At 64.3% G+C, this 26,277-nt stretch carries 25 protein-coding genes; 15 read left to right on the top strand and 10 right to left on the bottom strand.

Annotation, left to right across the window (positions count from 1 at the left end; translation table 11 throughout):
* A partial coding sequence (locus ABIB45_RS02965) for a hypothetical protein (protein WP_354214439.1) occupies positions 1 to 215 on the top strand: 215 nt, incomplete at its 5' end.
* A gap of 68 nt (positions 216 to 283) precedes the next feature.
* On the opposite strand, the gene ABIB45_RS02970 is transcribed toward ABIB45_RS02965, so the two are convergent.
* The 7 genes from ABIB45_RS02970 to ABIB45_RS03000 form a co-directional block, all read right to left on the bottom strand.
* Positions 284 to 1,072 carry an A24 family peptidase gene (locus ABIB45_RS02970; protein ID WP_354214440.1) on the bottom strand — a complete coding sequence of 263 codons (789 nt, stop codon included), beginning with the start codon at positions 1,070 to 1,072 and terminating at the stop codon, positions 284 to 286.
* Positions 1,073 to 1,139: 67 nt separating this feature from the next.
* On the bottom strand, positions 1,140 to 2,504 hold the full coding sequence (locus ABIB45_RS02975; protein ID WP_354214441.1) for a type II secretion system F family protein: 1,365 nt from the start codon (positions 2,502 to 2,504) through the stop codon (positions 1,140 to 1,142).
* Positions 2,501 to 3,727, bottom strand: coding sequence for a type IV pilus twitching motility protein PilT (locus tag ABIB45_RS02980; protein WP_354214442.1), 1,227 nt, complete (start codon positions 3,725 to 3,727; stop codon positions 2,501 to 2,503). The genes ABIB45_RS02975 and ABIB45_RS02980 overlap by 4 nt, the downstream gene beginning before the upstream one ends.
* Entirely contained in the window at positions 3,720 to 5,009 is a 1,290-nt protein-coding gene (locus ABIB45_RS02985) for a GspE/PulE family protein (RefSeq protein WP_354214443.1), read from the bottom strand. Before ABIB45_RS02985 ends, ABIB45_RS02980 begins: the two co-directional genes overlap by 8 nt.
* Entirely contained in the window at positions 5,002 to 5,790 is a 789-nt protein-coding gene (locus ABIB45_RS02990) for a hypothetical protein (protein WP_354214444.1), read from the bottom strand. Before ABIB45_RS02990 ends, ABIB45_RS02985 begins: the two co-directional genes overlap by 8 nt.
* Before the next feature lie 332 nt (positions 5,791 to 6,122).
* On the bottom strand, positions 6,123 to 6,950 hold the full coding sequence (locus tag ABIB45_RS02995; protein ID WP_354214445.1) for a hypothetical protein: 828 nt from the start codon (positions 6,948 to 6,950) through the stop codon (positions 6,123 to 6,125).
* Positions 6,951 to 6,991: 41 nt separating this feature from the next.
* On the bottom strand, positions 6,992 to 7,909 hold the full coding sequence (locus tag ABIB45_RS03000) for a hypothetical protein (protein WP_354214446.1): 918 nt from the start codon (positions 7,907 to 7,909) through the stop codon (positions 6,992 to 6,994).
* A 179-nt stretch (positions 7,910 to 8,088) separates the two neighbouring features.
* On the opposite strand from ABIB45_RS03000, the gene ABIB45_RS03005 reads away from it, so the two are divergent.
* The gene (locus tag ABIB45_RS03005; RefSeq protein ID WP_354214447.1) at positions 8,089 to 8,493 is read left to right on the top strand and encodes a hypothetical protein; all 405 of its coding nucleotides are present in this window, start codon (positions 8,089 to 8,091) and stop codon (positions 8,491 to 8,493) included.
* A gap of 129 nt (positions 8,494 to 8,622) precedes the next feature.
* On the top strand, positions 8,623 to 8,784 hold the full coding sequence (locus ABIB45_RS03010; protein WP_354214448.1) for a hypothetical protein: 162 nt from the start codon (positions 8,623 to 8,625) through the stop codon (positions 8,782 to 8,784).
* A gap of 64 nt (positions 8,785 to 8,848) precedes the next feature.
* On the opposite strand, the gene ABIB45_RS03015 is transcribed toward ABIB45_RS03010, so the two are convergent.
* Complete coding sequence (locus ABIB45_RS03015) at positions 8,849 to 9,526, bottom strand: prepilin peptidase (RefSeq protein ID WP_354214449.1); 678 nt, start codon at positions 9,524 to 9,526, stop codon at positions 8,849 to 8,851.
* A 164-nt stretch (positions 9,527 to 9,690) separates the two neighbouring features.
* Here ABIB45_RS03015 and ABIB45_RS03020 point away from each other — a divergent pair, with 164 nt between their 5' ends.
* Positions 9,691 to 10,386, top strand: coding sequence for a hypothetical protein (locus ABIB45_RS03020; protein ID WP_354214450.1), 696 nt, complete (start codon positions 9,691 to 9,693; stop codon positions 10,384 to 10,386).
* A 49-nt stretch (positions 10,387 to 10,435) separates the two neighbouring features.
* Here ABIB45_RS03020 and ABIB45_RS03025 read toward each other — a convergent pair whose 3' ends face one another.
* Entirely contained in the window at positions 10,436 to 11,566 is a 1,131-nt protein-coding gene (locus ABIB45_RS03025) for a type IV pilus twitching motility protein PilT (protein WP_354214451.1), read from the bottom strand.
* Positions 11,567 to 11,577: 11 nt separating this feature from the next.
* Entirely contained in the window at positions 11,578 to 13,296 is a 1,719-nt protein-coding gene (locus ABIB45_RS03030; protein ID WP_354214452.1) for a GspE/PulE family protein, read from the bottom strand.
* 142 nt (positions 13,297 to 13,438) lie between these two features.
* Here ABIB45_RS03030 and pilM point away from each other — a divergent pair, with 142 nt between their 5' ends.
* From pilM to ABIB45_RS03085, 11 genes are all read left to right on the top strand, one after another.
* Positions 13,439 to 14,491 (top strand): pilus assembly protein PilM, encoded by a 1,053-nt coding sequence (gene pilM, locus ABIB45_RS03035; RefSeq protein ID WP_354214453.1) that lies wholly within the window; start codon positions 13,439 to 13,441, stop codon positions 14,489 to 14,491.
* Entirely contained in the window at positions 14,491 to 15,336 is an 846-nt protein-coding gene (locus tag ABIB45_RS03040; protein ID WP_354214454.1) for a hypothetical protein, read from the top strand. The genes pilM and ABIB45_RS03040 overlap by 1 nt, the downstream gene beginning before the upstream one ends.
* On the top strand, positions 15,333 to 16,019 hold the full coding sequence (locus ABIB45_RS03045) for a hypothetical protein (protein WP_354214455.1): 687 nt from the start codon (positions 15,333 to 15,335) through the stop codon (positions 16,017 to 16,019). Before ABIB45_RS03040 ends, ABIB45_RS03045 begins: the two co-directional genes overlap by 4 nt.
* A 181-nt stretch (positions 16,020 to 16,200) precedes the next feature.
* A complete protein-coding gene (locus ABIB45_RS03050; protein WP_354214456.1) occupies positions 16,201 to 16,755 on the top strand; it encodes a hypothetical protein in 555 nt (184 codons plus the stop codon).
* A gap of 329 nt (positions 16,756 to 17,084) precedes the next feature.
* Entirely contained in the window at positions 17,085 to 17,216 is a 132-nt protein-coding gene (locus ABIB45_RS03055; protein WP_354214457.1) for a hypothetical protein, read from the top strand.
* 111 nt (positions 17,217 to 17,327) lie between these two features.
* Entirely contained in the window at positions 17,328 to 18,587 is a 1,260-nt protein-coding gene (locus ABIB45_RS03060) for a type II secretion system F family protein (RefSeq protein ID WP_354214458.1), read from the top strand.
* Positions 18,588 to 18,890: 303 nt separating this feature from the next.
* Positions 18,891 to 19,376 (top strand): prepilin-type N-terminal cleavage/methylation domain-containing protein, encoded by a 486-nt coding sequence (locus tag ABIB45_RS03065; RefSeq protein WP_354214459.1) that lies wholly within the window; start codon positions 18,891 to 18,893, stop codon positions 19,374 to 19,376.
* A gap of 79 nt (positions 19,377 to 19,455) precedes the next feature.
* The gene (locus ABIB45_RS03070; RefSeq protein ID WP_354214460.1) at positions 19,456 to 19,659 is read left to right on the top strand and encodes a hypothetical protein; all 204 of its coding nucleotides are present in this window, start codon (positions 19,456 to 19,458) and stop codon (positions 19,657 to 19,659) included.
* Positions 19,656 to 21,503, top strand: a complete 1,848-nt coding sequence (locus ABIB45_RS03075; RefSeq protein WP_354214461.1) for an S-layer homology domain-containing protein — start codon at positions 19,656 to 19,658, stop codon at positions 21,501 to 21,503. The genes ABIB45_RS03070 and ABIB45_RS03075 overlap by 4 nt, the downstream gene beginning before the upstream one ends.
* Positions 21,503 to 22,783: a hypothetical protein gene (locus ABIB45_RS03080; RefSeq protein WP_354214462.1), complete on the top strand. Its 1,281-nt coding sequence runs from the start codon at positions 21,503 to 21,505 to the stop codon at positions 22,781 to 22,783. Before ABIB45_RS03075 ends, ABIB45_RS03080 begins: the two co-directional genes overlap by 1 nt.
* Before the next feature lie 51 nt (positions 22,784 to 22,834).
* Positions 22,835 to 26,257 carry a phage tail protein gene (locus tag ABIB45_RS03085; RefSeq protein ID WP_354214463.1) on the top strand — a complete coding sequence of 1,141 codons (3,423 nt, stop codon included), beginning with the start codon at positions 22,835 to 22,837 and terminating at the stop codon, positions 26,255 to 26,257.
* Positions 26,258 to 26,277: the final 20 nt, after the last annotated feature.

The following is a 26,277-nucleotide window of genomic DNA, read 5'->3' on the forward strand; positions in this document are numbered from 1 at the left end:
TCGTTCTTGAATGCGTCAGCCACGCGGACCTTAGCGGCGGACTTGGAAGCTTCGATGCGGGAGAAAGCCTGAGTCAAGGTATTTCCGTTTCTGTGAAGAGGGTGAAGCCGGCGTCCCGGGCTTTCCCCGGTCTGCCTTTTCTTGGGCTCACATACAGAAGTGGGATGCCGCGCAAAAATGGACAGAATGCGGAAACTTTGTTGAACCGGCAATGATCCGGTGATTCAGCCCACAGAAAGGGCGGCCCGCACCATCGGCGGGCCGCCCTGAGTGGCTCCGGTTCTTAGATGCCCAGGACCTGGGCGAGCAGCCCGTAGATGGCAATCGCCATGACGGCTGCAACAGCCATGAACGGGGCCATCGCCACGTGCTTGCGCTTACTGCCCGTCAGCCGTGCCGAGATCATGGCGGCCAGGCAGAGGGTGAAGGTGAACAGCAGCCACATCATGGCTGTGATCGGGGAGATGGCCGCAAGCAGGGCTGCAGGGATGGGCGAGATCTTGATGTCGCCGCCGCCGGCAAACCCGGTGTACATGGCCAGGACCAGCATGAAGACGAAGGATGCTGCGGCCGCGATGACCGCCGGGAGGAGGATCGCGCTGGCCGGGCTGATGATCAGGGTGGCGATCAGAAGAATGGCAGCGAAGGTGCCGAACACGATGTTGTGGGCGTTGCGGATCAGTTGGGTGCAGTAGTCCAGGTAGCCGAGCATGCCCAGTCCGGCGCCGAGGACGAACGTCAGGGCCATGAGGTGGACAGGCACGAACAGAACCGACACGGCGGTGGTGGCCAGGGCTCCGGCGATGCCCCATGTCGCGGCGAAAAGCCAGTCCTGGCTGGTCAGTTCGCGGAGGCCGGAGTCGTTGAAGCCGGACTTATCCTCCTCAACCTTCTGGTGTGCCGCAGTGGAGGGCTCCCCGGATTCCGCTGCGGGCTCGGTGTACGCCTCGGCGGTTTCGGCTGTCGTTGCTTCGGTGCGCCGGGAAGCTGCAACCTCAGTAGCCGGCTCGTCCGGGCAGGTGACGGAGGCCTGGATGTCGATGGGGGCTGTGTCGGTGAGAACGGTGCTCAATGGAGTTCCAATCTGTTTAATGCGGGGAGCGGGACGGGTCTGCCGGGAATGTGTGCGGCGGGGTGGTCTAGCCGCCGCCCATCTTCATCAGGGCGGGGTAGATGGCGTACATGGGCAGGACGATAGAGATGATGAGCAGGCCGGCGACGCCGTAAACCATGTAGTTGACAATCGGGTTCAGGGTTTTGGAGAGCGTCTCGAGCTGGACGTTGGCTTCGTTCCGGTATTCCGGGGCGAGCTCGTTCATGATTTCGATTTCCTGCTTGATGGACGGCGCCGAGCCGAGCAGGTTCCGGGCGTCGCTGGGGACCAGCTTGGTCTTGATGAAGTCCTTCAGTGGCAGGCCGTCGCTGAGCATCTTTTCGGAGTGGGTGATGCAGTGGTGCTTCAGCGCTTCGTTGCCGCAGCCGTTGGCGGCGCTCTTGAGCGACTCGGGCTCTCCGATGCCGGTGTCGAGGTTGGCGGAGAGCAACTGGAAGAGCCGGCTGGTAGCGGCGAGCTGGACGATGGGCCCGATGCCGTAGACCCGGATGGAGATGGTGTCCATCATGATCTTGAACCGCTCCGATTTGCGCCCCAGCGTGACCCAGTAGCACATGAACAGGACCACCAGGGTGATGAGGATCCCCAGCACCCATTTGGTGATCTCGGCGACCTCCAGGATGACGATCGTCATATGCGGGGTCTCGGCGCCCAGGGACGCGAAGGTGGCCACGAAGCCTGGGATGATCAGGGTCACGGCGACGAACAGCAGGCCGATGCACATGGCCATCATGAAGCCGGGCTGGATGAGTTCCATCAGCAGCTTCTTCTTCACGTTCTGGGACTCACCCACCAGGGTGGCCGCGACCTGAAGGTTCTTCATCAGGGCCGTGGAGGTGTGCGAGGCTTCGATGAGCTCCCGGACGGTCCGGGGGAGTACCTCTTCGGCCATGAGGGCCTGCTTGAAGCCGGCGCCATCCTCGCGCATGGTCTTGGCCGCGTTCTCGTAGGCCCGGCCGATTTCGAACTTGTGGTACTGCTCTCCGACGATTTCCAGGGCACGTGCTTCGGATTCGCCGACGCGCAGGACCATGGTCAGCGCACGCAAGGACCGAGCGATGGTCTCGGGCTTGGACTTCTTGCCCTTGTACCAAACGAAGGTGGGGGCCTTCTTGAGCGGGACGCCGTTCTCGTCGAAGCCCAGGTCGCCCTTCTTGGCCTTCTTCTCGGCCTTCTTGGCTTTGGCGGCCGGTACTTTGTCCTTGGCCCGCTTCTCCCTGGCCTGCTTGGCGGCCCGCTTTGGCTCGCCCGTCAACGCAACCTCGGTGGTGGCCGTGGGAGCTTTCCTGGCGCCCCAGCCGCGGCGAACTGTCGGAGTGTCGGGAATGTCTTCGACCGGGATCTGGACGTCAGCTGTCGGCGGGATGGCCTTTTCGAAGTCGATGCTCATGCTGCCTGTCCCAATTCTTTGTAGAGTCCGGCCCTTTTGAGCGCGTTTTTCATGTCGTCCGGTGCCTTCGCGGCAGTCATGGCCGTCTGAACGGTGATCTTGCCTTCCCTCACGAGCTGCAGGAGGCTGCTTTCGAGGGTGAAGCTGCGCTGCTTGCCGTCTTCCTTGTCCCCGTCAATCTGGGCCCGGATCAGATGTGCGGAGTCCTTGCGGATCAGCTCGCTGAAGTTCAGGTTGTTGACCAGGACCTCGCGGGCCGCCTGCAGCCTTCCGTCGACTGCGGGGACCAGTTTCTGGACCATGATGGCCAGCAGCGACTGAGACAGGCGCGACCTGACCTGGGACTGCTCATCTGCGGTGAACTGACCAATGAACGACTCCAGCGCCTCGGTGATGGACCCTGCGTGAGCGGTCGTTATGACCAGGTGCCCGGTGGTGGCCGCGTGCAGGGCGGCCTTGGCCGTTGCCGCGTTGAGCAGTTCGCCGATCACGATGATGTTCGGTTTGGACCGCAGGGCATCTTCGATGGCGGTCGGGTAGTCCAGGGCGTGCGTGCCGATCTGGCGCTGCACGATGGAGGTCGCACCGATTTCCTCGTGCACGAATTCGGTGGGGTCCTCGACCATGTAGATGTGCTTGTCGTATTCGGTATTGACCTTCTTGACCAGGCCGGCGATGGCGGTGGTCTTCCCTGACCCGGTGGGGCCTTCCATGATGATCAGGCCCGAATCCCGGTGCATGAGGTCCTGGATGATCTGGGGCACCCCGACCTGCTCGGCGGTGGGTACGACGGTCGGGATCAGGCGGAACGTGACGGTGATACCGGCCAGGGACTTGCGGAAGGTTCCGCGGACCCGGTATTTGTCGGTTTCCATGGCGACGGAGGCGTGGCCGCGCGGTTCGAGCGGCGAGGGGTGCCCGTCTGTGGCGTCAGCAAGCCAAACGCCGATGTCATCGGCAGAGAAGATCCCTTCGGGGCCCTGGTCCATGACGAGTTTGCCGCTGCGGAGCCGCCGGACCGGCTTGTCCGGGTGAATGTGCATGTCCGAGACGCGCATGTCACCGCAGCTGTTGATGAGGGTGTGCAGCCGTGCCAGGGGCACGGAGGAGCGGACGAGGGCGGGGCCGGTCTGGACGGCCTGCAGGACTGATGCGGTGAGCGCGGATCCTGCAGCCGCGGATTCTTGCTCCCGCTGTCCGCGCCGGGTGAGGAGGTCATTCACCGATGACCCTCCGCGCTTCTTCCTCGTCGGTGATGCCCTTCAGAACCAGGCGTTCGACGTCGGCGGCAAAGGTGGACATGGAGTTCGTCTCGGCGAGCTGACGGAGCTTGCTTAGTGGCTGGTTGGTCATGATCGCTTCGGTCAGCTCGTCGGTGATGGTGAGTACTTCGTGGATCGGGACCCGGCCCTTGTACTTGGTCAGCTGGCTCCGGCCGTCCCAGTCCGGGTTCAGCTTGCCGATCAGCCGCTGGGAGACGACGCCTTTCACGGAGTCCATGACGGACAGCGGGGAGTCGACGGCGAGGTCGATGAGACGGAGCAGGGCGGTGACGTTGTTGTTGGCGTGGATGGTGGTGATGACCTGCCGGCCGGCCTTGGCTTGGCGGACGCCGGCGGCCGCTGTGGCCTGGTCACGAATTTCGCCAAGGAAGAGCGTGTCGTAGTCGGACCGGACCAGCGCGGGCAGCAGTGTGTCGAAACCTGCACCGTTGGCTTCGTCGACTTCGAGCTGGATGAGCCCTGGCAGCGTACGTTCAACCGGGTCCTCGACGGTCCATACGGTCCGGGTGGCGGTTGCGACGTGGTCAAGCGCGCCGTGGGCGGTCGTGGTCTTTCCTGAGCCCATGGGGCCGGCGATGATGATCATCCGGTTGGCGGCGGCGAGCAGGTCGTAGAACAGCTGCAGGTTCAGTGGTGAGAAGTCCAATTCGTCAAGCCGCCGCAGCGGGCCGGTCGGGGGCAGCCTCATGACGATCGCGTCGCCGCTGTCGGCGGTCCGGAAGGCCGCGACGCGCGCCTTTCGTTTGTCTCCGTGGACGTCGACCATGTAGATGGTCTCTTCGGGGGCGAACCGGCCGCCGGTGGAGAGGTTCGATTCGGCCTTGAACTTGCCGATGATGATTCTGCTTTTGACGCCTTCAACGCGGCGGACCGGGCGCATCCGGCCGTCAACGCGGGCCGAGGCGGTCAGGATAAGACGCCTGTCGTCGTGGTTCAGCAGGAGGTCCGAGGCGCCCATGCGCATGCATTCCTGGATGATTTCTTCCAGCCATGTGTCCTTGTCCGGGTCCGTCTGGAAGTAGTTCTCCGGGAGTTCGTCTTCCTGGACTTCCGCGACCGGGGCGGGGGCGTTGACGGGCCCGATGAACGGCATGTCGGATTCGTCGATGTCACCGGCCGCGGCGAGCAATGCCACGTTTGGCAGGCTGCGGTCTGCGAACTTGGAGTCGGCCCGGTGTCGGGGGAATTCGGACGTGCGCCGCTCCGTGACGTACTTAGCCAACGAGGGCCTCCTGTTTGGTCAGGCCGGCCATGCGCGACTCGAACTTGTTCAGGGCCCGGCGGTGCAGGATGGAGGAGCGTGGGTCAAAGTCAGCGTCGTGCAGGAAAGCTACGATCAGTGAGTTCTGACCGTTGTTGGGCCTGCTGCCGAGCACGGCGTTGGCGATGGCCAGGATCTCTTCGCGGACCAGTCCGAGGCCGGTCAGTTCCGGGTCGTTGCTGGCATGGGTGTAGAGGTGGCTGATGCGGACTCCGCCGGGCTCGGCGAAGTAGCTGATGGCGTTGCGGAGCTTGTCCCGGTACTGTGCCGGCACCAGCGGGGCCAGCGCGTTATAGGTTAGGGCTGCGGCGTCCTGCACGGTAACGATCGAACGGCCGCTCACGGGTGAAGACGCTTCAAAGAGCGCCTCGTCGGTGAGTTCGACCCGGAAGTGCGCGCCGGCGGCGTTGAGCATTTCGCGTTTGAGCATCTGGGACAGGTACGCCCAGGGATCGTCGGCGCGCAGCAGATAGGCATGAACAAAGTCCTGGCGGAGGACGGTGAAGGCGGTGTTGGCGACGTCGGCGCATTCGTAGGCGACGCCGTACTTAGTGCGGAGCGAGGCGGCTAGCGGGCTGCCGATCCTGGTGGTGATCTCTTCGTAGAACCAGGCACCCTGTTCGGTGGCCCACCAGCTGCCGTAGGCCGGGTCGGACATCGGCATCGCTGCCAGGACGCGCAAAAGCTCCTGGGATTCCTCGGAGACACGAGACAGAGGACCCGTTGTGGTCAGGACAGGCAATTCGTTCCCTTCGGCGCAAGTGACGGATTCTGAGCACCCCCCGGCCCGTCAAGGAACATGCGTAGATTTCGCGGACACCGTTGTCCTGCGGCGGAATTTTTGCGCGGCGTAGGACTTCTGGGTACGAAAGCTGCACCTGAAGTTGAGACCGCCGGTTGGCTTACGGCAGTTCCTATGCAGGTCGGCGGCCGACGGGCCTTTTTGCGCGCCGGCGCACTTCCGCGGCGGTCAAACTGCCGCCTTCACCAAAGCGCCTGAACCGGTGCGGTCCTGGTTTTGGACACAAAAAAATCCCGGCCGGTGTCGTGTGGACTCCGGCCGGGATCGGCGGCTTAGGTGATTGGCTTGGCTGAGGACCGTGGCTTGCCGGACATATAGCCGGCGCGGACGAGGCGTTTGCGGATGGTCTCCCATTGTTGGCCGGTGGCCCGTTCCAGCTCCTCCCGGTTGGCGCCCAGGAGATACCAGGCGCCCAGTAAAGACTCATACAACCGGAGCGCAGTGGCCGCCGGGGCGTCGCCGTATGCGGACTTCTCCAGATCATGCATCTGCCGGACATCGCTGTCCGGCACGACGACCAGCGGCAGGGACGGCCGGCTTGCCCGCCAGAGCGTCGGTGCGTCCCGGTGCGGTGCGTCCGGGAGCCGGGGGCTGGTTCCTTCGCCATAGCGTTCCTGCTGGGCGACAAACTTGAAGACCGCTTTTGGGTGCGACCCAAGGGAGTGGGCTATGGAGTGCGCGTCCCAGCCGGCGCCGACCGCGCGCTGCAGGGCGGCGAAGTAGTTGGCCACGGCAGGCTTGACCCCGGACCCGGTCCGTTCGGCAGGGTCAGCCTGCACAGCTTCGGAGAGCCGGGTCTTCAACATGGCGGCCACCTGCGCGTCCAGGTCCCGCAACGGGATCGCGCTGAGTGATTTGGGCCGCGGGGGAGCGGTGAGCCCGGAGGAGGTGACGTCCTCGGGGATGTCCAGGATCGCGAGCCGGACGTATTCGTGCGAGACTCCGCAGGCTTTGCCAAGCTGCCGGTAGGTCCAGCCGGCTTCGTGGAAATCGCGCAGGGCGGCGCTGTAGATCGCCCGGAACGCTTCATCCCCCTGCGCCTTGGCCTGCAGGTCGGCGAGCTGTACCCACGGATCAGCGGCCGGGGACGGTAAAACCATGGCAAACGCCTCTCTGTGGGTGACCTGACACCTAGGACACGTTACACGCTAGCGGAATCTGTCAACTGAGAGATTTGTGCTGGTTCCGGCCAGCCGGGCAACAGGGTCGGCGTGTACGGGCTCATGCTCGGCGGGGTTTGGGCGTAGCCGTGGCGGATGGCCCGCGCCCTTGCCCCTCCTGGTTTGTACCCGCAGGCGGTGTCCAGATCAGGCCACGAGACGTTCTCCGCTTTGAGCCCGATCAGCAGGGCCGAGAGCTCTTCGGAGGCCAGCCGGTACTCCAGCGCGGCCTCAAGGGCCCGGATCTTTTCGGGGCTTGGGTTGTGCCCCAGCCGTTTGCCGACCGTTTTGGTCGCCTTCCGGGCGCGGTCCGCGAGGAGCCGCAGCTTCTCCGTTTCGGCCAAATCAAGGGCGCGGGCGGATCGTGGCTGGGCGCTGGTCTCTTTGAGCAGGCGGGTGAAGGGTTCAAACGAGGGCGCCGGCTCCCCTCCGGTGTCCAGGTCAGTCTCGGCGAGCTGGCGGAGCCGTTCACCGCTGGTGCCGACCAAGGCCCCCAGGACGTTGTACGGCCAGCCGGCGGTGTGGTGCGCGGAACGGATGGCGGCCACGACGGCCGCTTCGGCCCGCTTCCGGCGGAGGCTGATTTCGTCCTCATGCTTGCGGAACGCCGCCACGGAAGCGGCCGGGAAGGCGGCACCCAGTTCGTGGGCCGGCATCCGGTGCTTGGCAGCGGGCGGGAACTTGGCGATCCGCTGCAGCCGTTCGCGGGAGATGCCCAGTGCCGAGGCGGTGGCACGACGGGACCAGCCGGCGGCGTCTGCTGCCTTGATAACGATGGCGAGGCGGCTGTTGGCCCAGGGGTCCCCGGGGTCCAGGGCTTTACGAAAGTCGGTGAACGTCGCCACCAGGGTTTTCACCTGCGCCGGAGGCATGGGGAGGTGGTCTTTCGGTCGTGCCACGGCGGTCCTGCCCCTGTCCAGTAAAGTCCCTACTTACTGTAGGCCACCGGCATTTTGACGACAAGCCGACCCGCTCACCCACGGGCCCTTGATCCGGGCTGTCCAGCACCCGGTGACGCCCGCCAGCCATCGGGGCGCATAGGGAAGACCATGAAGCAGGAATACCTCGGAGCCAGGGCATGATCCCGGCCCCCGTCCCGGTCTTTCCGATGGTGGCCATCCTGGTGGCTGTCGCCGGCGTGTTTTTCTATGCCTCGTTTCAGGCGGGTCGGGGAACAGCACGTTCGGACCGCGGGACATCTCTGTGGCGGCGATCCCTCGCTGTTGCCGTTGCGGCAGCGGTGCTGGGGGTTGTTACCTCGGCGTTCCTGGTGAACATCCTCGCCAGCCATGACCGGAACTACAACATGGCCGTCTGGGCGTCCTTGGCCAAGAACTACGGCGTCCAGTCAGCTATCCCGGAACAGGGCCTCAAGGAAGGGATTCCGTTCGCAGCAATTGTGAACGGAAAGAACGTCGAATGCACCATCACCCTGCCGCGGACTGTGGTCTGCGACGGGGAAACGGTGCCCCCGAACAGCTGACCCGCCTGCGTCTACGCATGTTCCTGCGTAGAGGCAAGGGCCGGACCGGTTCCTGCTGATAACCGGTAACCGTTTTGCAAAACACATCCGGTCTGGCGAAATGCCGGGCCACCGAACATTGGAGAATCCATGGATCGCCTTCGCAGTGAATGGGCCAACACGTCCGCCAAGAGCCGCATCGTCCTCGGTGTCATCCTGGGCGTGGCCCTGGTCGTCATGGCCCTGTCCCTGACCGGTGTCATCGACCTGGCACCCGTCCAGACCGGGACCACCGCCGTCACCAAGCAGTAACACGGCACCGAAAAGGCCCCGCCCGGAGAAGTCCGCGGCGGGGCCTTTTTGGTGCCTCAGCAGCTCACATCATCGAGCCCCGGCTGATCGGCTCCAGCACCCCTGGCAACAGGAGGATCAGCAGGGCGCCGGCCACCATGTAGGGGCCGAAGGCCAGCTCGTGCTTCCGGCGTCCCGCGAACATCATCGGCAGTGCCACCAGGCCACCGAGGATCATCGGAAGAATCAGCGCACCCAGAGCTGCGGCATACCCGGACTCGAGCCCGCAGACCAGGGCAAGAATTCCACCGAGCTTCACGTCACCCCAGCCGAGGCCGCCAGTGAAGAAGGCGAAAAACCACAGGATGACGTACGCGGCGACCATCGAGACGGCAGCGGTGATCGCGGCGGTCGCTGTGATGGCTCCTGTGAAGGCACCTACTGCAATGGCCACACCGAAGACAGGGTACATCGGAAGGACGATGGCGTTCGGCAGCCGGTGGGTCTTCCAGTCGATGACGGCCAGGACGATCAGGGCGGCCGCAAGGATGCCGATCATCGTCGCCACCAGCGGCCCCCGGCCGGAGTTGGCCCAGATCCCGAGCAGCCCGGCGCCAAGCGCCACAGCAGCCGTAGGAAGCCCGGTCTCCAGGGTCAGGACGGAGGGCAGCCAGGGTTCGTCGACATCCGGGAGGATCTCCACATCGTCCTCGGTGACGGCATCGGGCATCGGCGTGCCTGCAGGGGTGGTCTGGATGGTCAATGAAGCTCCTCGGGAAGTGCTGCCTGTGTGGCGCTCAGGGCGGCGATGGGTGGTAGCGCGGCGTTGGTTGGAAAATCGCAAACTGTTACACTAAGTATGTCGGTGTCTGTGCCGACCTGACGATCGCCGGGGGACCATCCGGCAGGAGAAGAGCTGCAGCGACTATGGGCAATGCCACCGCGGAAACCCTCTACAGAATTGCCGGCCGCAAAGCCGCTGACGGCCTTGGATGGGATGCCCTGACTGCCCAGTTGGCCGGCGACGCGCTCTCCATCGCCGCTGAAATGGAGAAGACCCCGCAGTCCCTCCTTGACCTGAGTCCGCTGCGGGCCCTTGAACTTCCCGAAGCTGGCCTTGCCGGTGTGGCCGCCGGTTACCGTCATCAGCTGCTGAAAGGGCTGGACAGCTGGGGTATCTCCGGCACCGTGGCCCGGGCGCTGCCCGCCATTGACCTGCCGGACGCACCGCTGGACCCGGTAGAAGCCGGCGCCTTCGCCCGGGAGTGGCTGGCTGGCCGTGACCTTGCCGCCTTCGCGGCCGCCGAATCCGCCCGGGCCGCACGGTTCGCTGCCCTGGCCAGCAGGCTGTACGCCGCGGGGGATTACCCGGCGGCCGGACGCAGCGCCCAGGCAGCCGACCGGTCGAGCCTGGCCGCGCATTACTGCGCCGAAGCGGCGGTCCTGAAAGATGTCCACCTCGCAGCTCTGCGCACCGGGCTGATGCTCGCCGAGGACGCCCTTGCCGCCGAGGGCATCCCGGCGGACATCACGGAAGCCGGACGGCAGGCGCGGCGGATCCACGATGCGGTCAACCTCACCGATAAACCCGTCCACTGGGAATCCATCTCCTACCTGTCCTAAGACCTCGAAGTGACGGCCCCGTCCCGGGAACAGGACGGGGCCGTTCCTGTCAGTTGCGGCGTCCGGCGGCCTTCTGGCGCAGGTACGAGCCGTTGGTGATCTCGGCATCCAGTGCGGTGCTCTCGTTGATGATGCCGTCCAAGACAAGGTTCACCAGGGAGACCTCGAAGGGGATGGATCCGGAGTCCTTGGCCAGCAGCTGACCGGCGATACCCTCGGTGTTGTTGTTCTTGATCATGTTCGAGATGGCCTGGTTCATCATCAGCACCTCGGTGGCCACGACTCGGCCCTGGCCGCCCTTGACCGGCAGGAGCTTCTGGTAGACGACACCTTTCAGGGACCGGGCCAGCTGTGCTCGGGTGTCGGCCACACGGTCTGCCGGCATGGCTTCGAGGATGCGGGACGGGGCGTCGGCGGTGGAGCCGGCGTGCAGGGTGGAGAACACCAGGTGGCCGGAGCTGGTAGCGGACAGCGCCGCGGACATGGTTTCCGGGTCACGCATTTCGCCGACCAGGATGATGTCGGGGTTTTCACGCAGCGCATCCTCGACCCCGAGGGCGAAGGAGTCCACGTCCCGGCCCACTTCGCGCTGGACGACCAAGGACCTGCCGTGGGTGTGGCGGAATTCGATCGGCGCCTCGATGGTGGTGATCTTCTTGGCGTATTTGTTCTTGGCCAGCTTGATCAGGGCGGCCAGGGAGCTGGACTTGCCTGAGCCGGTGACACCGATGAACAGGTACAGGCCTGCCTCGGCGTCAATGAAGGACCGGATCACCTCGGGAAGGCCCAGGTCATCGAAGTCCGGAACGACCGAGGGGATGGTCCGGAACACGGCCATCGGTTCGCCGCCGGCAATGGCAAAGTGGCCACGGAAGTTGGCCCGATCGGTTTCGTAGGAGAAGTCGAGGCGCTTCTTCTCCCAGAATCGGGCCCAGTCCTCCTCGGTGACCATCTGCCGCAGCGTGGCGCGCAACGTGGCCGGATCCAGCTGGCGGGTGAGGCCCTCGAGCGGAACGGTTTTGCCGTGAACGGTGGCCCAGGGCGTGGTCTCGGCGACCAGGTGCAGGTCGGAACCTTTCATGTCCAGAGTCCTATACAGCAGGAAGTCCACGGCGTTGGCTTTCCTCGTTGCCGGGGGAGTGGCTGCTGTCTGGACGGGGGCGACGGCTGTTGCTGTCATGAGGGTCCTTCCTAATCGATCAGAATGTGGCTGCGGACTTCGGCCAGGCTGGTGAGTCCTTCACGGACTTTGAGGAGCCCGTCGTCCTGGAGGGTGAGCATCCCGTTTTCCTTGGCGGCTTCGGCCAGGACCCGGTTGGGGACGTCTTCGGTGATGAGGTCCCGGATGCGCCGCGGGAAGGTCATGAGCTCGTGGATGGGGAGCCGGCCCTTGTAACCGATGCCGTTGCATTCCCGGCAGCCGTGCTCGGAGGGTCCGTACCAGATGGATTTGCCGGTTGCCGGATCCACCTCGGCCAGGTCCTCGTGGGTGAGTTTGAAGTCCACGATCATGTCCCGGTCGGGGACCGTGATGACCTTGCAGTGCACGCACAGGCGGCGGGGCAGACGCTGGGCGCAGACGGCGCGCATCGAGTCGGCCAGGACAGAGGGACGCAGGCCCATTTCGCGCAGACGCAGCACGGCGCCGGGGGCGTCGTTGGTGTGCAGGGTAGAAAGGACGAGGTGGCCGGTGATGGCGGCGGTCACCGCGGTGTGCGCGATAGCGTCCTTGTTGATTTCACCGACGAACAGGACAGAAGCCGCGGACCGCAGCACGGTTTCCATACCGCCGTCCCAGGTCAGTCCCTGGCCTTCGTTGATGCTCACCTGCGTCATGCCGGATGCCAGCTTCATTTCCACCGGATTTTCCAGCGAGACGATCTTGCGGCCCTGGCCCATGAGCGCATCCAGGGAGGCGTAGTGCAGAGAAGTCTTGCCTGAACCCATAGGCCCCACGGCGAGGCAGATGCCGTTGGGCTGGTTGATGGAGCGGCGCCATTTGGCTTCGGTGTCTTCGGCGAACCCAATCTGGGACAGTTTCCAGGCTTCCGATGCGCCCATACGCAGGGTGATCGCCTCGCCCCAGACGGCCGGCAGGACGGCGACACGGAGGTCATAGATTTTGCCCTTGTACTCGTGGCTGATGGCGCCGTCCTGGTTTGTCAGCTCGGAGGAGGAGAGCCGGGCCCGGGTCTTGATCAGGCCGGCCAGACGTGGGGCGAGCTCCTTGGGCTGGTGGGGTTCGTTGCGCAGCTTGCCGTCGACGCTGTAACGGACGGTCAGGTGGGTGGATGCCGGTTCCAGGTGGATGTCCGAAGCGCCGGCTTCGAGGGCGCCTTCAAGGATGGCGTCCAGGGTGTTGACGATGTTGCCTTCGTCCCCGGCGACCACCAATGAAGGCCGGTAGGCTTTGGCGGCCTCGGTGCTGACTTCCTTGGCGGCGGCTTTGCCGGCCAGCGCCGCCTCGATGGAAGTCGAGTAGAACTTGCCGACGGCGCGGGTGAGCTCGTTCGAGGAGGAGTACACCGGGACGATGTTCTTGCCGGTCTTGGTCTGCAGCTGCTTGGTGACGTTCACGTCGAGCGGGTTGACGCAGGCGACGGTCAGGTCGTCCCCGTCCAGGGAGATCGGGATGACGTTGAATTTCCGGGCCACTTGGAACTCGAGCAGGTTGATGAGGTCTTCGGAGAGGACCAGGTCATCGTCCAGGGGCTGGTAGGTCCAGCCGTATTGGAAGGCGTGGGCGCCACTGGCCTGCTGGTGGGTGATCCGCTCCTGTTTTCTCAGGAAGGCGAGAACCTTCAGTCCCTGCGCGGCCGCATTCACTTCGGCTGCCCCGAACTCCTCAGCCGTGAGGATATTCCGGGTCACGAAGTACGTTTCGAGCCTGGTGGTGGTGAGGGCACTCATGTCTGTGTGGCATTCCTGACTTCTTTGAGGTGTCAGTGCCAAACATGCGTAGACCCGCCGGGCACGGCCGTCCCGCAGCGTCTACGCATGTTCCTTGCTGAAGAGTCCTGAGCGTTTTCAACAAGGAAGCAGGAAACCTGCATTGGCTGAAAAAGTCATTGGCATCGACTTCGGGTCAACGGGCCTGAAAATCGCCGAAGTCAGCATCGAAAAGGGTGCAGTCACCGTGGAGAAGCAGGCGTACCTGCCGCTGGATCCCGGGGTCATCAGTAGTGGCGGGATCAAGGCCGAGAATGTCGAGGTCGTAGCCTCCGAGCTGAAGGCGTTCCTGGCAGCGAACAAGTTCACCTCCAAAGACGCCGTCATGGGGATCAACTCCGCGTCCGACGTGTACGTCAACCGCGCCATCACCCCGTGGCATGAGCCGAAAAACTTCCAGACCGCGATCGGGTTCGACATCATCGCTGAGGACTCACTGCTCCTGGGCGCACCCTCTGAGGTCATCCTCGACGCGGTCGTTTTCGGCGAGTTCACCGACGCCGAGGACAAGCGCAAGATCGATGCGCTGCTGATTGGTGTCGGTCAGAAGCTGGTGGAGCTCCAGCTGGAGGTCCTGCAGAAGGCGGGACTGAACGCCGCCGGCGCGGACTTGGCCGGCATGGCCTCGCTGCGGGCCAGCTGGATCGCCTCCCGTGCGCCCGGTGTCTTGGACGTCCTGGTCGACATCGGGCAAGACGTCACCTCCGTGCTGATCCATGAAGGCGGGAAACCTTACGCCCTGACCCTGCACCGCGGTGCGGCCGGCGGCGAGCTGAACAAGCTGATCGCCAAGGGTCTGCAGGATGATGACCTGGACCGTGTGGTGAAGGAGAAGGTCAGCTACAACCGCCATTTCGCGGTGCAGCAGGCCATGGACGACTACGCCTTCAAGCTCACGTCCACCATCTCCGGCGCCATCGAAAGCTACCAGAGCACCCGGCCCGAACGGGCCCCGGTCGCCGGACTCACCCTCGTCGGCGGTGGCTCCCTGGTCACCAACCTGCCGGCCACGCTGCAGGAATCCACCGGCCTGCGGACCATGACGGGGCGGTACGCCATCGACATCGGCGGCGAGCCTGAGCGGCATTACCTCGGTCCGATCCTCAGCACTGACTACATGGCCGCTGTCGGCCTGGCGATGGGAGCAACAGCCTGATGGCAACAATCACCACGGACAACGGCCCGGCGAAGGCCAAACGGGCCAAGCCTGAACCGCGCCCGAAAACACCCAAGGAACCGAAGGCCCCCAAAGCCCCGGTCCAGAAGACTCCGCCGGCACCGACGTGGGCATCACCCATCAAACCGGCCTTGGTGTTGCTGCCGCCGAAGGCCCGCGGCCTCAAGGCGCGCCGTCGTGCCGTCCGCCAGTCGATGCTGATGGCGTTGGGACTGCTCGGGCTCACCGCGGGCGCCTATGTCGTCGTCCTGGCCGGGACGGCCGGAGCCCAGGCCGAGCTGGACAAGGAAACGGCCATCACAGCCCAGGCGAGCCAGTACCTGGCCAAAAACCGGGATGTCCAGCTGTACGCCGACGGGTTCGTGGAGCGCAAGGCTGCGGTGGGCGCCGCACTCGGATCGGATGTGGCGTATTCCCGGGTGGTCCAGGCGATCCATGGTGCGAACTCTGTCGGCGCCATCTTCACCTCCATGAAGACCGCCGCACCGGATTCCCCGTGCATGTCATCGAGCCCGTTCCTGCCCTCATCCTCCCTGGGGTGCCTGGATGTTTCCGGCAAAGCACCCACCGTGGAAGCCGTCGCCCAGCTGGTGGCTTCGCTGAACAAGAACAAGGACATGCTCGCCGAGCCGTACCTGCTCGAGTCGGTCAAGGAAGATGACGGCGTCTCCTTCAAGTTCGTCGTCGGCCACACCAGTCAGGCGCTGTCCCAGAAGGGCGACAAGTTCAAGCCTTCGCCTGAAGAGCTCGCCTCCATCCAAACGCCCACCGCAGCCACCGGCCCCGCCTCGGCCGGCCCGGCAACCCAGGGAGCAGCAAAGTGAACGGATCCACGTCCAAGAACATCGCCCCGTACATCGTTGCGGGCATCGCCGCGGTTTTCCTGATCATCATCGCCTATGCGATGTTCTTCGTCCCGAAGATGAACGAATCCAAGGCCCTGGTCGCATCCGCAGCCAACGCGCACATCAGCAACATTGCGCTCACCGACAAGGCCGACAAGCTGGAGGCGATTGCGAAGAACCTGACACCGCTCAAATCGCAGGTGGACGGGTTCTCGAAGTCCTTCCCGTCGGTCGCGGCGCAGCAGAACATGATCGATGCGATCAAAGCGGCAGCTGACTCAACAGGTGTCACGCTGACCACGCTGAACCCGAACGTGCCGGAACCGGAGGAAGCCGATAAGGAGAACGCTCCCGCTCCGGCGGCCGCGACCTCGCAGTCTGCCCAGGAAGGCAGCGCGCTTCCCGGACCGGCACCCGTCCCGAAGAACACCACGGATCAGACGGCCGCTTCAACGACGGCGCTGCTTGGCACGGTGACGTTGAAGATCAACGGCAAGGGAAGTCTGGAGGCAGTGCAGGCTTTCATCGTCAAGATGGAAGCCCTCGAACGGCCGATCCTGATGAACGAACTTCAGGTGGAGAAGCAGGATGGTGCGTATCACGTGACTATCAGCGGAAAAACGTTCCTGGCCGCACCGCTGGTCGAGCCGAAGGGCGAGTAAGCCCAGGATTTCGGGGATTTCAGGGCAAACCGGGTCCTGATTGCAAGCAAAAGGGCACCGTGCAGCGGAAGAAATTCCGGCACGGTGCCCAACTTGTTACACGCGGACTTGCAAAACGTCAAATCTCTCACGTAGTTTGTCATTTAAGAAGTTTTCGCTATTGACAAACAAAGGATTCATCATGAAGAGCATCACCAAGGGTTTCGGCGTACTCGCACTGACGGCCGCCGTGGCCTTCGGCGCAGCGGGCTGCGCACAGAACACGCCGGCCGCAGCACCGAGCCCCACCGTTGACGCCAAGGAGCTCACCGGCGGCAAGGCAGCCGAGGCCATCAAGGGTTTCGTTGTAGCCAGCACCTCCGATGAGGTTGCCGCCGCTGTTGCCGACAAGGCTACAGCGGAGACGTTCGCGCCTGCCGTGAAGTTCCTGGACAAGGACGCCGCCTCCGAAACGGTGCAGAACACCGTCTCCGATTTTGTGTTGGTGAAGATGGCTGACCCGAAGGCTGCCGTTTCCGTGGATGTCGATGACTCCAAGGTTGTTGTGGACGGTCAGAAGGCGTCGGTTCCGATCGAAGCCGTCTCGGTGACTGTCGGCGGTGCAAAGGTGGCTAACAGCGACGCCCTGGCTGACTCGGTCAACGATCTGGTTTTCCGTGATGGCGCCTGGGTTATCACTTTCCCGGCTTCTTCTTCGGCTTCCCCGACTGCCGCTCCGAGCGAATCTGCCAAGTAGTCCACAGCCTTTCCTTTACCGGTCTCCGTCACAGTTCTAATGTGTGCGGCATCCGTTTTATCACTACCCGTTTCGGGGTGGATTGTCAGGTTTTTCATGCCCTGTTTCACTCCCATAATGTGTGCGGAATCCGCCGCCTCTGTCACCGCTGAAACCGGTTCGGGTTCGTGGTGCCCTGCGCCCCATATGTGTGCGGCGGAGACTCACAGTCTCCACGCCGGAAGCCGGTCCGGGCGCACCGGCCAGACGATCGGACAGGCCCGCGAAGCCTCTGCAAGCCCTGCCCCGATTATCGACGCATGTTCCCCTATATGAACAGGAGCACCCCCATGAGTATCACCGTCCGACGGGCCCTGCGCACCGCGGTAAAAACCGTGCGCCGCAGCGCCCCCGCGGTCGTGGCCGTCCTGATCCTGACCGGCCTGGTCGGCACCACCCTGGCAGGGGCACTGGTCCTCTAGCGGTTTGAAGTATCCGGCTCCCGGCCTTGCCGGCGCCGTCTACGCATGTTCCCAGGTAGACGACCGCCCGTAGCCCGATGCCGCGGGGATACATCGACCCAGGAGCAACCCTTGACGACCACCGCGGTAGCGCCAGCTAAGAAGAACCAGACGTTCGCGTTCCGGGCCGAGGGTGCCGACGGCAAGCCCAAGACCGGCAGGGCAGTTGCGTCCTCCCGCGAGTCGGCGATCGCCAAACTGGCCGCCAACCCCGAGTACACCTCAATCCTGGAGGTGCGCCAGACCGGCACGACCGCCGTCGGCAAGAAGGCCAGGCCCAAGGCGCGCGCCATGGTGGCCGCCAGCCGGCAGCTGGCCATGTACCTCAAGGTCGGTTACGACGAACGTGCCGCGATCACCGAGATCCTGGACGACGGTGAAATCGGCGACATTGTCCTGGCCCACGGCCTCACCGAGGTGCTCAAAGATATGAGCTCCGAGGGCATCAAGATGCACGATGCCATGGCCAAGCACCCCTACATTTTTCCTGAGCTCATGACCAGGACCCTGGCCGCTGGCGACAAGGGCGGCTTCGTCGCCAAGGCAGCTAACCAGGTCGCGGACGATCTGGAAGCCGAGGATGAACAGCGCGCCAAGGTCAAGAAGGCACTGACCTACCCGATGGTCGTGCTTGTCCTGTCCTCAGCGATCTTCATCTTCCTCATGATGTACGTGGTGCCCAAGTTCGGCGCCATGTACGTGGAGCTCAGCAAGGGTAAGGCCCAGCTGCCTGCCCTGACACGGATGGTGATGGCCGCCTCGGAACAGATGGCCTGGGCGGTCCCGCTGTTGGTCGTCATCGGCACGTTTGGTTCCTTCTGGTACAAACGGAATTCGAAGGAGATGCACGTCCGGGAGTTCGTGGATCCGCTCAAGCTCAAGCTCCCGGTCTTCGGAAAGCTGTTCCGTGACATCGCCCTGACCAAGTTCTGCCGCATCATGGCATCCCTTGCAGAGAACCACGTCCACATCACCGACGCGCTGACCATCACCGCCGGCTCCGTCGGGAACGTGGTCATGGAGAAAGCCATCCTGAAGGCCCGGGACGGCAAGCTCGTGGGCAAGTCGATCATGGAGCCACTGCGCGAAGAACCGCTGTTCCCGAAGATGCTGATCAAGTTCCTGGCCCTGGGCGAAGACACCGGCGAAACTGCGGAGTCGCTGACCGAAGTGGGCAAGCTCTACGCCCGCGACGTGGACCACACCACCAACAACATGGAAGCGTACGTCCAGCCGATCTTCCTGGTGGGGATCGCGTGCATGGTTTTGATCATCGCGCTGGCAATCTACCTCCCGTACTTCAGCCTCGGAGACGCTGTTTCCCCGTACTAAACCCCGCCGCCGCTAATCGCGATAGCTCGTGGCTCTCATCCGCATTATGCGGCGCTTCATCCACAATCGGGCCGTTTTTCCTCCCTCACACGGAGGGGGAGCGGCCCGATTTTCTTTGCGCCCCGGGTGCCGGGCCCTGCCGAATCTACGCATGTTCATTGGTGCGGCCGATTTCTTCGGAATTTCTGACCCTGAGGGGGCCTGCCGTGAATATCTACGCATGTTCCCTGTTGTAGGCGAATTTCAGCTACACACCAGCATCCGGGCAGGCCCAGAAACGCCCGACTTGAGAAAGGTTCCACCTTGAGCAATATCGCCCGTCTCCTGGACCCGCAGGAAGCCCGCGCCCGGATGGTTCGCGGAGAGATCTCCTCGCCGGTTCGCAAAAAGCGTCGTGACGCAGGCTTCTCCCTGATCGAAATCATGGCCGGCATGGCCATCATCGCGATCCTGGCGCTGGCCATCCTGCCGCAGTTCTCGAAGTACTTCGAGCGCGCCGCCGTGCAGAACCTCTCCGGCACGGTCTCCGACGTCGCCCTGACCGTCGAGTCCGACTACTCGCTGTCCGGTAAGGCCAAGTACGTTGCAGCCAACGTGACCGCCTCCATCGCAGCATCCAACCTCGGCGCTGCGGCAGTCACGTCCACCATCGACGCCAACGGCTACGGCTACGTGCTGAAGGCGACCAGCCCTGACGTGACCAACTACTGCGTCAAGTACACCAGCCAGGGCACCGCGGCTGGCCTGTCGGTCACGCCGAAGGCCACACCCGCCACCGTCTGCCCGTAAGACAGCCAGTACCACGCGGCCGGGAACTCCATGTTCCCGGCCGCTAACGGCTCACACCAGCTTCAGCGAAAGGCCCACCATGTCGGCGCACGAACCCTCCACGGAAAGCACTTTGCCTGAGGCCGTCGCAAGCATCGGTGCGTCCCTGCTGAAGACGCTGCCTTCACGCCGTTGGGTTCACGACCGCCACGCCGCCGTCTGGGGAGACATCGAATCCTTCGAATCCATCGACGCCGGGCTCACGGCCCCGAGGACCATCGACTTCGCGGAGATGACCGCATGAACGGCGCGTGGGCAGGAAACCGTTTCTTCCGTCGGTTCATGAAGCAGGACAAAGGCTCGATCATCCTCGAGGGCGTCATCAGCCTCGGCATCATAGCAATGCTCACGCTCGGTTACACCAGCGTGAGCACCAACGCCAGCATCACCCAACGTACCGCGGTCAACGATTCGATCGCGGCCCAGGCAGCCCAGGACGCCCTGGAGAAGGCCAAGGCCACCAACTGGGCTAACGTCGGCACCGACGTAGCCTCCACTGTTGCGCTGCCTTCGGGAGTGGACAAGATCACCGGCGGGTCACTGCCGGCCAACGCGGGCACGTCGACGGTCCGCGGGCTGGAGCTCAACGTCCGCAACGCTGTCGGCTGGCAGAAAAAGCCGGCCGGACCCTCAGACTTCGGCACCAAGCTGGTGATGGTTGAGGTCTCCTGGCAGGACGTCACCGGCGACGCCACGACAGCCCACAAGAAGTCCCAGCAGGTCCTGATCACTCCCGGCATCGGCGAGGCAGTCCCGGCCGGGATCCGGGGTTCGGTGGAGGTGGCCCCGGTCATCCCAACCCCGACCCCTTCACCCACCCCCACGCCTACGCCCACGCCTACACCCACTCCCACGCCGACGCCTCCTCCGGCGCCTGTGTCCCCATTCGTAGATGTGCCGGTCACCCACACGTTCTTCACCGAGATCCTCTGGATGTACACCAACGGCATCAGCACCGGCTGGGTAGAGCCCAACGGAACACGGACCTACCGGCCAACAGAGGGAACCAACCGCGACCAGATTGCGGCTTTCATTTACCGCCAGTTCGGATCGCCGGCCTACAGTGCGCCCGGCACCTCACCGTTCACTGACCTGAACACGGGCAGCGCGTTCTACAAGGAGATCACCTACCTCGTGTCCAAGGGCATCCTGCCCTGGGATACGGCAACCTTCTCGGCAGGCACCCTGGTCAACCGCACGGAAATGGCTGTCCTGATGTACCGCATGGCCGGCCGGCCCGCTTACACGCCACCGGCGACCTCTCCGTTCACCGACGTCAAGACGACCGACGCCTATTACAAGGAAATGGCGTGGATGAAGTCCACCAACATCTCCGGCGGATGGGCAGACGGCACCTACCGTCCCAGCAGTTCGGTCAACCGTGACGCGATGGCCGCCTTCTTCTACCGCTACAACGCCCAGTTCGGCAGCACCGTGCCGGCGAAAAACTACACAGACATCGACAACAAATACGAGGCCATCAACGGCCCGGCCCTCCTCGGCGCCCCCTCCGCAGCAGAAGTCACCGGACTGGTCCGCGGCGGCAAATACCGTTGCTACGCCAACGGCTGCATCCTGTGGTCCCCGGCCACCGGCGCTGCCGTGAGTATGACCGGCCCGGTCCGCACGCTCTGGGGCTCACTGGGGTTCGAATCCGGCTGGCTCGGCTACCCGACCTCCGATCTGATCACCGGGCTGAAAGGCGGTGGCCAGTTTCAGACCTTCGAAGGCGGCAGTATCGTCTGGTCATCTGGTACGGGAGCCCAGACCATCGGTGGCGGCATCAGGACCGGCTGGGTGAACGCGGGCGCCCAGGACAGCTTCCTTGGCTACCCGACCAGTGGGGAGATTGCCCTCCGCGACGGCGGCAGGAAGCAGAACTTCCAGGGCGGGTACATGTACTGGACCCCGGCCTACGGAGCAGTCATTGTCTTCGGCGGAATCGGCAACACCTGGATGGGCCTCGGCGCCGAAAACAGCAAGTTCGGCTACCCGAAAAACACCGAGTACATCTGGAACGGCATGCCCCGCGTTGACTACGAGAACGGCTACATTCTGTGGAAAAACGGAACGGTGGAACTTCACTGATGCGCGACTGGATGAAGAACCGCTTCGAAGACATGCGCCGGAAAGGCGTCCGGGACAAAGGCTTTGTCCTCATTTCCACCATCATGCTGTTCGTGATGGTCAGCGGAACGGTGTACTGGCTGATCTCGAGCACCCAGCGGACGATCAAGAGCTCCGTGCAGACGAGCGACTTCGTCCAGTCCGGGCAGCTGGCCGACCTAGCCATCCAGGACGCCATGTATCAGCTCAACGAGGCCAAGCCGGCAACCCTGCCAGCCAAGGCCGCCCCGCGCCAGGGAGGTACCGTCGACGACGGCGCCTGGGAATGGTACGCGGACCCCGTGACCATGGGCGACGGCGGCAAAATCACCGTCCTGCACGCAACCGGCACCTTCCGCGGAACCATCCGCAAAGTCCAGGCCACCGCCCAAGGCTCGCGGGTAGGCGGCTTCAAGGTCGAAACTGATGACTCCATCACCTACCAGGTGGCACCGTCCACGGCGTTCACCCACACCCTGGTCGGTACGTCGGTCACCGCCCAGAACGGCATCGGCGGGGCGGACCCCTTCATCACCGGGTCGATCGGCCTGCTCGGCTCGGCCCTGGATGTGAAGGCTGCCGCCGGCACCACCTCCAAAGCCAATGTTGACTTCTTCCAGTACGGGCCCAAGGCGACGTCCCTGACCGTCGCCGACGGCGTCCGCGCCCCGGCCGGACTGTCCCTGGATCCCCAGTTCATCACCGACAACATGGCCAGCTGCGGCGGCGCCACGCCGGCGGCATGGAAGGCATCCCAGAACGGCGGCGTCCTGACCGCCAGCAGCCCCGGCAACGTCGGCTGCTACGCCTCCATGGACTTCGATGTCCCCACCGTCATCCAGGGCAGCGGATCCTTCAACGCTTACGTCAGCGGCGGGGTCACGGTCCGGCAGAACATCAGCGCATCAACCGGAACGGGACTGAACATCTACACCAACGGCAACCTCGGGTTCCCGACCGAGGAAGCCAGCGGCTCCTCACTGACGGTGCGGAACCTGTTCGTGTACGCACCGAAAGGCGTGTGCAGCACCACGACCACCGCGGCAGGCGGCTTCCGGTCGCTAACCAAGAGCCTGGACTTCTCCGGGTCATTGGCCTGCAAAACCGTCAAGGTCGCAGGGACCTTCCGCCAGGGGGACACCCTGGACACCAAATATCCCGGCAAAAAGGGTCCCATCCTTCCCACCGGTGACGACATCTTCGACAACACCGTCTGGTACCTCGCCGACTACCAGCAGCCTGCCGGGTCACGTACCCCGTAAGCGGACCGACGCCCACCGTCGAAAAACCCATCTGCCGCACACAGGAAAGGTATGGCCTTGAAAAATTTGATTGACCGGTACAAGAAGCGCCGCCGCGATGCAGGCATGGGCATCGTTGACGCCGTCGTGGGTATCGGCCTGGCCGCCGTCATTATCGGCGGACCCATCGTCTACTTCACCACCGTCAACAACGCCGCCGCCGGCGGCGCCTCCACCCAGTCCCAGAACACTGCCATCTCCGAGGCTCTGGACCGGGCGGTCGCCAACATCCAGGCGTCCAACACCATCGCCTACGCCGGCCCCAACGAACTCGTCACCCGATCGATGGAGATCGAGGAGGGCAAGGCCGACGTGCCCGTCGTGACCCGCTGGCTCGTCAACGGCACCACGCTGTACCGCCAGACCTGGAGCGGCCCCGGTGCCGGCGCGACCGAGGCTGCCGCCTACAACCGGACCACGGCTGTCTCCAACACGTCCGTGACCTCAACAGTCGTTGATGACCTGAAGCTGGACGGGGACCTGTTCTCCTACACCGACAAGGACGGCACCCTCATTGACGTCAAGGCTCCCAAGGATGCCCTGACCGAAACCGGCCGGACCAACCCTGCCGACAGCAAGCGGACCTACGACATTGCTCTGGTGAACCTGGCGATCAAGGCCGGAACCACCGCCAACGGCGGCAGGACCGGTGTCGTGGAAGCCAAGACGTCCGCCGCGCCGCGCAGCGTCTCTGGCAAGGCAACAGGCCTCGATACGACTCCTCCGATGTGCCCGGCGGTCTCCATCAGCACCGACGCTGCAGGGAAACCCGTCGTGACCTGGTCGACCCTCGCCGGTTACACCAGCTACCAGATTCTGCGCAACGGAACCCAGGTCGCTGTCGTCACGGCCGCAGCCTCAGACACCCAGAAGTCCTGGACCGATGCAGCCGTCACAGCCGGACCCGCCGAGGTCGTCCAGTACCGGGTGCACGCCCGCAACGCCGACGGCACCGTCGCCAGCATTTCCTGCATGCCCAAGGCATGGTCCCCGCAGATCGACGCCCCCGTGTTCAAGAACTCCACGGTACTGCCGACCGCCGACCAGGCCCACGAATGGACCGACGGCGTGGACAAGGCCCTTGCCCTGAAGAAACCGCGGATCGTCCTCAAGTGGGCCGCCGTGGCAGGTGCGACCAGCTACGAGCTCAAGTACCGGGAACTGGACCCGACGACCGGCAACCCGCTGACCCCCGGCTTCACCGCCGTGGCCGTCGGACTGCCCGCGGCCACCACCACATTCACCTGGGATGAAGGCGGCTGGGCATCCTCGTACGAGTGGTTCATCAAAGCCAACGCCGGCGCCGGGCAGGGCCAGTCGGCCGAGTCCGCCCACATCGTCACCCTTACTCACCCGCCTGCACCGCAAAATGTGAAGATCTCACCGCAGTACGGAACGGGCGCTACCCGCCTGACGCACGGGACCAACGTCGTCACCTGGGATGCCTCGCCGACGGCGGTGTCCTACGACGTGTGGAAGTACGTCAGCGGCAACTCCGGCCCGGTCACCTTCATGACGAATGTGATGGCCTCCTCAGCCCGGACCTTCTCGGAATCCGTCCCGTACGGAACGACCACCACCTACTACATCGCTGCCATCAACGACGGGCCCCGCGGCAACAGCAGCGGCAAGGCCTCCTCAGCCAACCCCGAAGCCGGGGTCACCAGCGCAACGGGGCTGATGCCGACCGTCTCCTACAAGGCACCGGCAGGCGGGGGCGCAGTCATCTCGACCATGGCGTTCGCCGGGAACACCCCGGTGAGCTTCGAGCGGGCCGCCTCCACCACTCCGGGGGCCCCTGACCCGAAGCCGGCCACGCAGCTGCAGTTCCCGCCGGTCCCGGATGAGGACAAGTCCCGGGACTACGACGGCTACAACCAGCTCGTCTGGAACCCGACGCTCTCGGCCACGGGCTACCAGGTCGCACGGTTCGACAAATCCGGCGCCAAGACCTGCCTGACTCAGGTGTGCGGGACCTCCGCCGCCGGCGGGATCCAGGCGACCACACTGAAGGACAACGCCGCCCAGGGCACCCAGTCCGACTACGCGGTCATCGCCTACAACGCCACCGGCCTGAGCGTGGAGTTCTCCGCCAAGGAAACCCTCACGCAGCGGCCCGCAGCCCCCGCCCTGGAAGTTGTCCGCGCTCCGAGCCTCACGGACCGGTCCGCCGACTTCCGGGTCGTGCAGAACGCCGACGCCGGCAACACCGGGCCGAACCGTTTCTGCACCGCCGCCACCTGCGAATACGACCTGTACAAGAGCACGACCAAGATCGTCAGCACTGACCACACCCAGAGCGGCGCGAACGTGAACTGGACAGGCGCTGACAGCCCGGACGGCTCCACGACAACCTTCACGGCCAAGTCCAAGAACGAGGCGGTCACCAACGGCGGCTACAGCGATGCCACCACCACAACGGTCAAGACCTACCCGGGCAAGTTCTCTGTCCGCGGTGAGATCGGCGACGCCGGCGGAGGACAGCAGGCACGGTACAGGCTCAATGTCACCAACATTGACCTGGGCGCCATGTCCAACGGTGCGACCACTGTCCGCTGGGGCAGCGTCCCCGGCGGCAGCAACGTCAAGGTGGTCCGCAACTCCCTGGGCGGTGACACGGTCAGCCCCAACGGGGACGCATCCGGCCTGTCTCGCAGCGCCGTGCGCATCAACACGTACACGAACGGTGCCGCCGGAGTCTGGGATGACCTCGCCTCGCCCGGTGCCATTTTCCAGTACACGGTGACAGCGACAGCCGACAACGGACTGGCCCGCGAGATCAAGTCCCAGCCCATCATCACCCCGGCCGACACCGCCAAGGCAGGCGTCATGATCTCGACGTGCTCCGGCACGGATACCCGCCAGTTCAGTGCCGCCCAGGTTGGCAACACCGCCGACGGTTCCTTCTACCGGGGTGCTTACTCGAACAAGTACGGCAGCCAGGTCATTGGCACCAAGATGGTCAACGACGGGCAGAATGCCAACACCCTGGACGGGTCGGCCCGGTATGGCTTCTCCCGCGGGACTGACTACTACGGAATCCAGAGCCAGGGCGACAACTACTACAGCCCGAAGAACTTCTACTACACCGGATGGGCTTACCACCTGGACGGCCAATGGGGAGGCAATTCGATGGCTGCAGGGCTGGGTATCCCGTACTACCAGGGCGCGACGTCCGGCTTCGACGTGGTCACCCGCGGCATCACCTTCGACCTGACCAACACGGACACCGGCCAGCTCCAGAAGTACGTCCAGCCGGACTCAAAGTACATCACCCCGACCAACCAAGTCATCGCCACCTACCAGGACGGCTGCGCCGGCGGCGGCCAGACCGGTCACAACCTGATTGAGCCGAGGGACGCCTGCTACTCCTTCGATGGCACCAACTGCTCCACCGTCCAGTGGTGGAACCGGCCCAAGTGGATCAGCGGGTAGTGCGAGCCGCCCGTCGTGAA

Origin of the sequence: Arthrobacter sp. UYCo732, assembly GCF_040547265.1 — a bacterium.
Classification (GTDB): Bacteria; Actinomycetota; Actinomycetes; order Actinomycetales; family Micrococcaceae; genus Arthrobacter.

Bases quoted from the DNA above. Each gene is read 5' to 3' on its own strand.
- ABIB45_RS02975 (WP_354214441.1), bottom strand. From the start codon at position 2,504: ATGAGCATCGACTTCGAAAAGGCCATCCCGCCGACAGCTGACGTCCAG.
- ABIB45_RS02995 (WP_354214445.1), bottom strand. From the start codon at position 6,950: ATGGTTTTACCGTCCCCGGCCGCTGATCCGTGGGTACAGCTCGCCGAC.
- ABIB45_RS03005 (WP_354214447.1), top strand. From the start codon at position 8,089: ATGATCCCGGCCCCCGTCCCGGTCTTTCCGATGGTGGCCATCCTGGTG.
- ABIB45_RS03010 (WP_354214448.1), top strand. From the start codon at position 8,623: ATGGATCGCCTTCGCAGTGAATGGGCCAACACGTCCGCCAAGAGCCGC.
- ABIB45_RS03020 (WP_354214450.1), top strand. From the start codon at position 9,691: ATGGGCAATGCCACCGCGGAAACCCTCTACAGAATTGCCGGCCGCAAA.
- ABIB45_RS03025 (WP_354214451.1), bottom strand. From the start codon at position 11,566: ATGACAGCAACAGCCGTCGCCCCCGTCCAGACAGCAGCCACTCCCCCG.
- ABIB45_RS03030 (WP_354214452.1), bottom strand. From the start codon at position 13,296: ATGAGTGCCCTCACCACCACCAGGCTCGAAACGTACTTCGTGACCCGG.
- ABIB45_RS03040 (WP_354214454.1), top strand. From the start codon at position 14,491: ATGGCAACAATCACCACGGACAACGGCCCGGCGAAGGCCAAACGGGCC.
- ABIB45_RS03050 (WP_354214456.1), top strand. From the start codon at position 16,201: ATGAAGAGCATCACCAAGGGTTTCGGCGTACTCGCACTGACGGCCGCC.
- ABIB45_RS03055 (WP_354214457.1), top strand. From the start codon at position 17,085: ATGAGTATCACCGTCCGACGGGCCCTGCGCACCGCGGTAAAAACCGTG.
- ABIB45_RS03070 (WP_354214460.1), top strand. From the start codon at position 19,456: ATGTCGGCGCACGAACCCTCCACGGAAAGCACTTTGCCTGAGGCCGTC.
- ABIB45_RS03075 (WP_354214461.1), top strand. From the start codon at position 19,656: ATGAACGGCGCGTGGGCAGGAAACCGTTTCTTCCGTCGGTTCATGAAG.
- ABIB45_RS03080 (WP_354214462.1), top strand. From the start codon at position 21,503: ATGCGCGACTGGATGAAGAACCGCTTCGAAGACATGCGCCGGAAAGGC.
- ABIB45_RS03085 (WP_354214463.1), top strand. From the start codon at position 22,835: ATGGCCTTGAAAAATTTGATTGACCGGTACAAGAAGCGCCGCCGCGAT.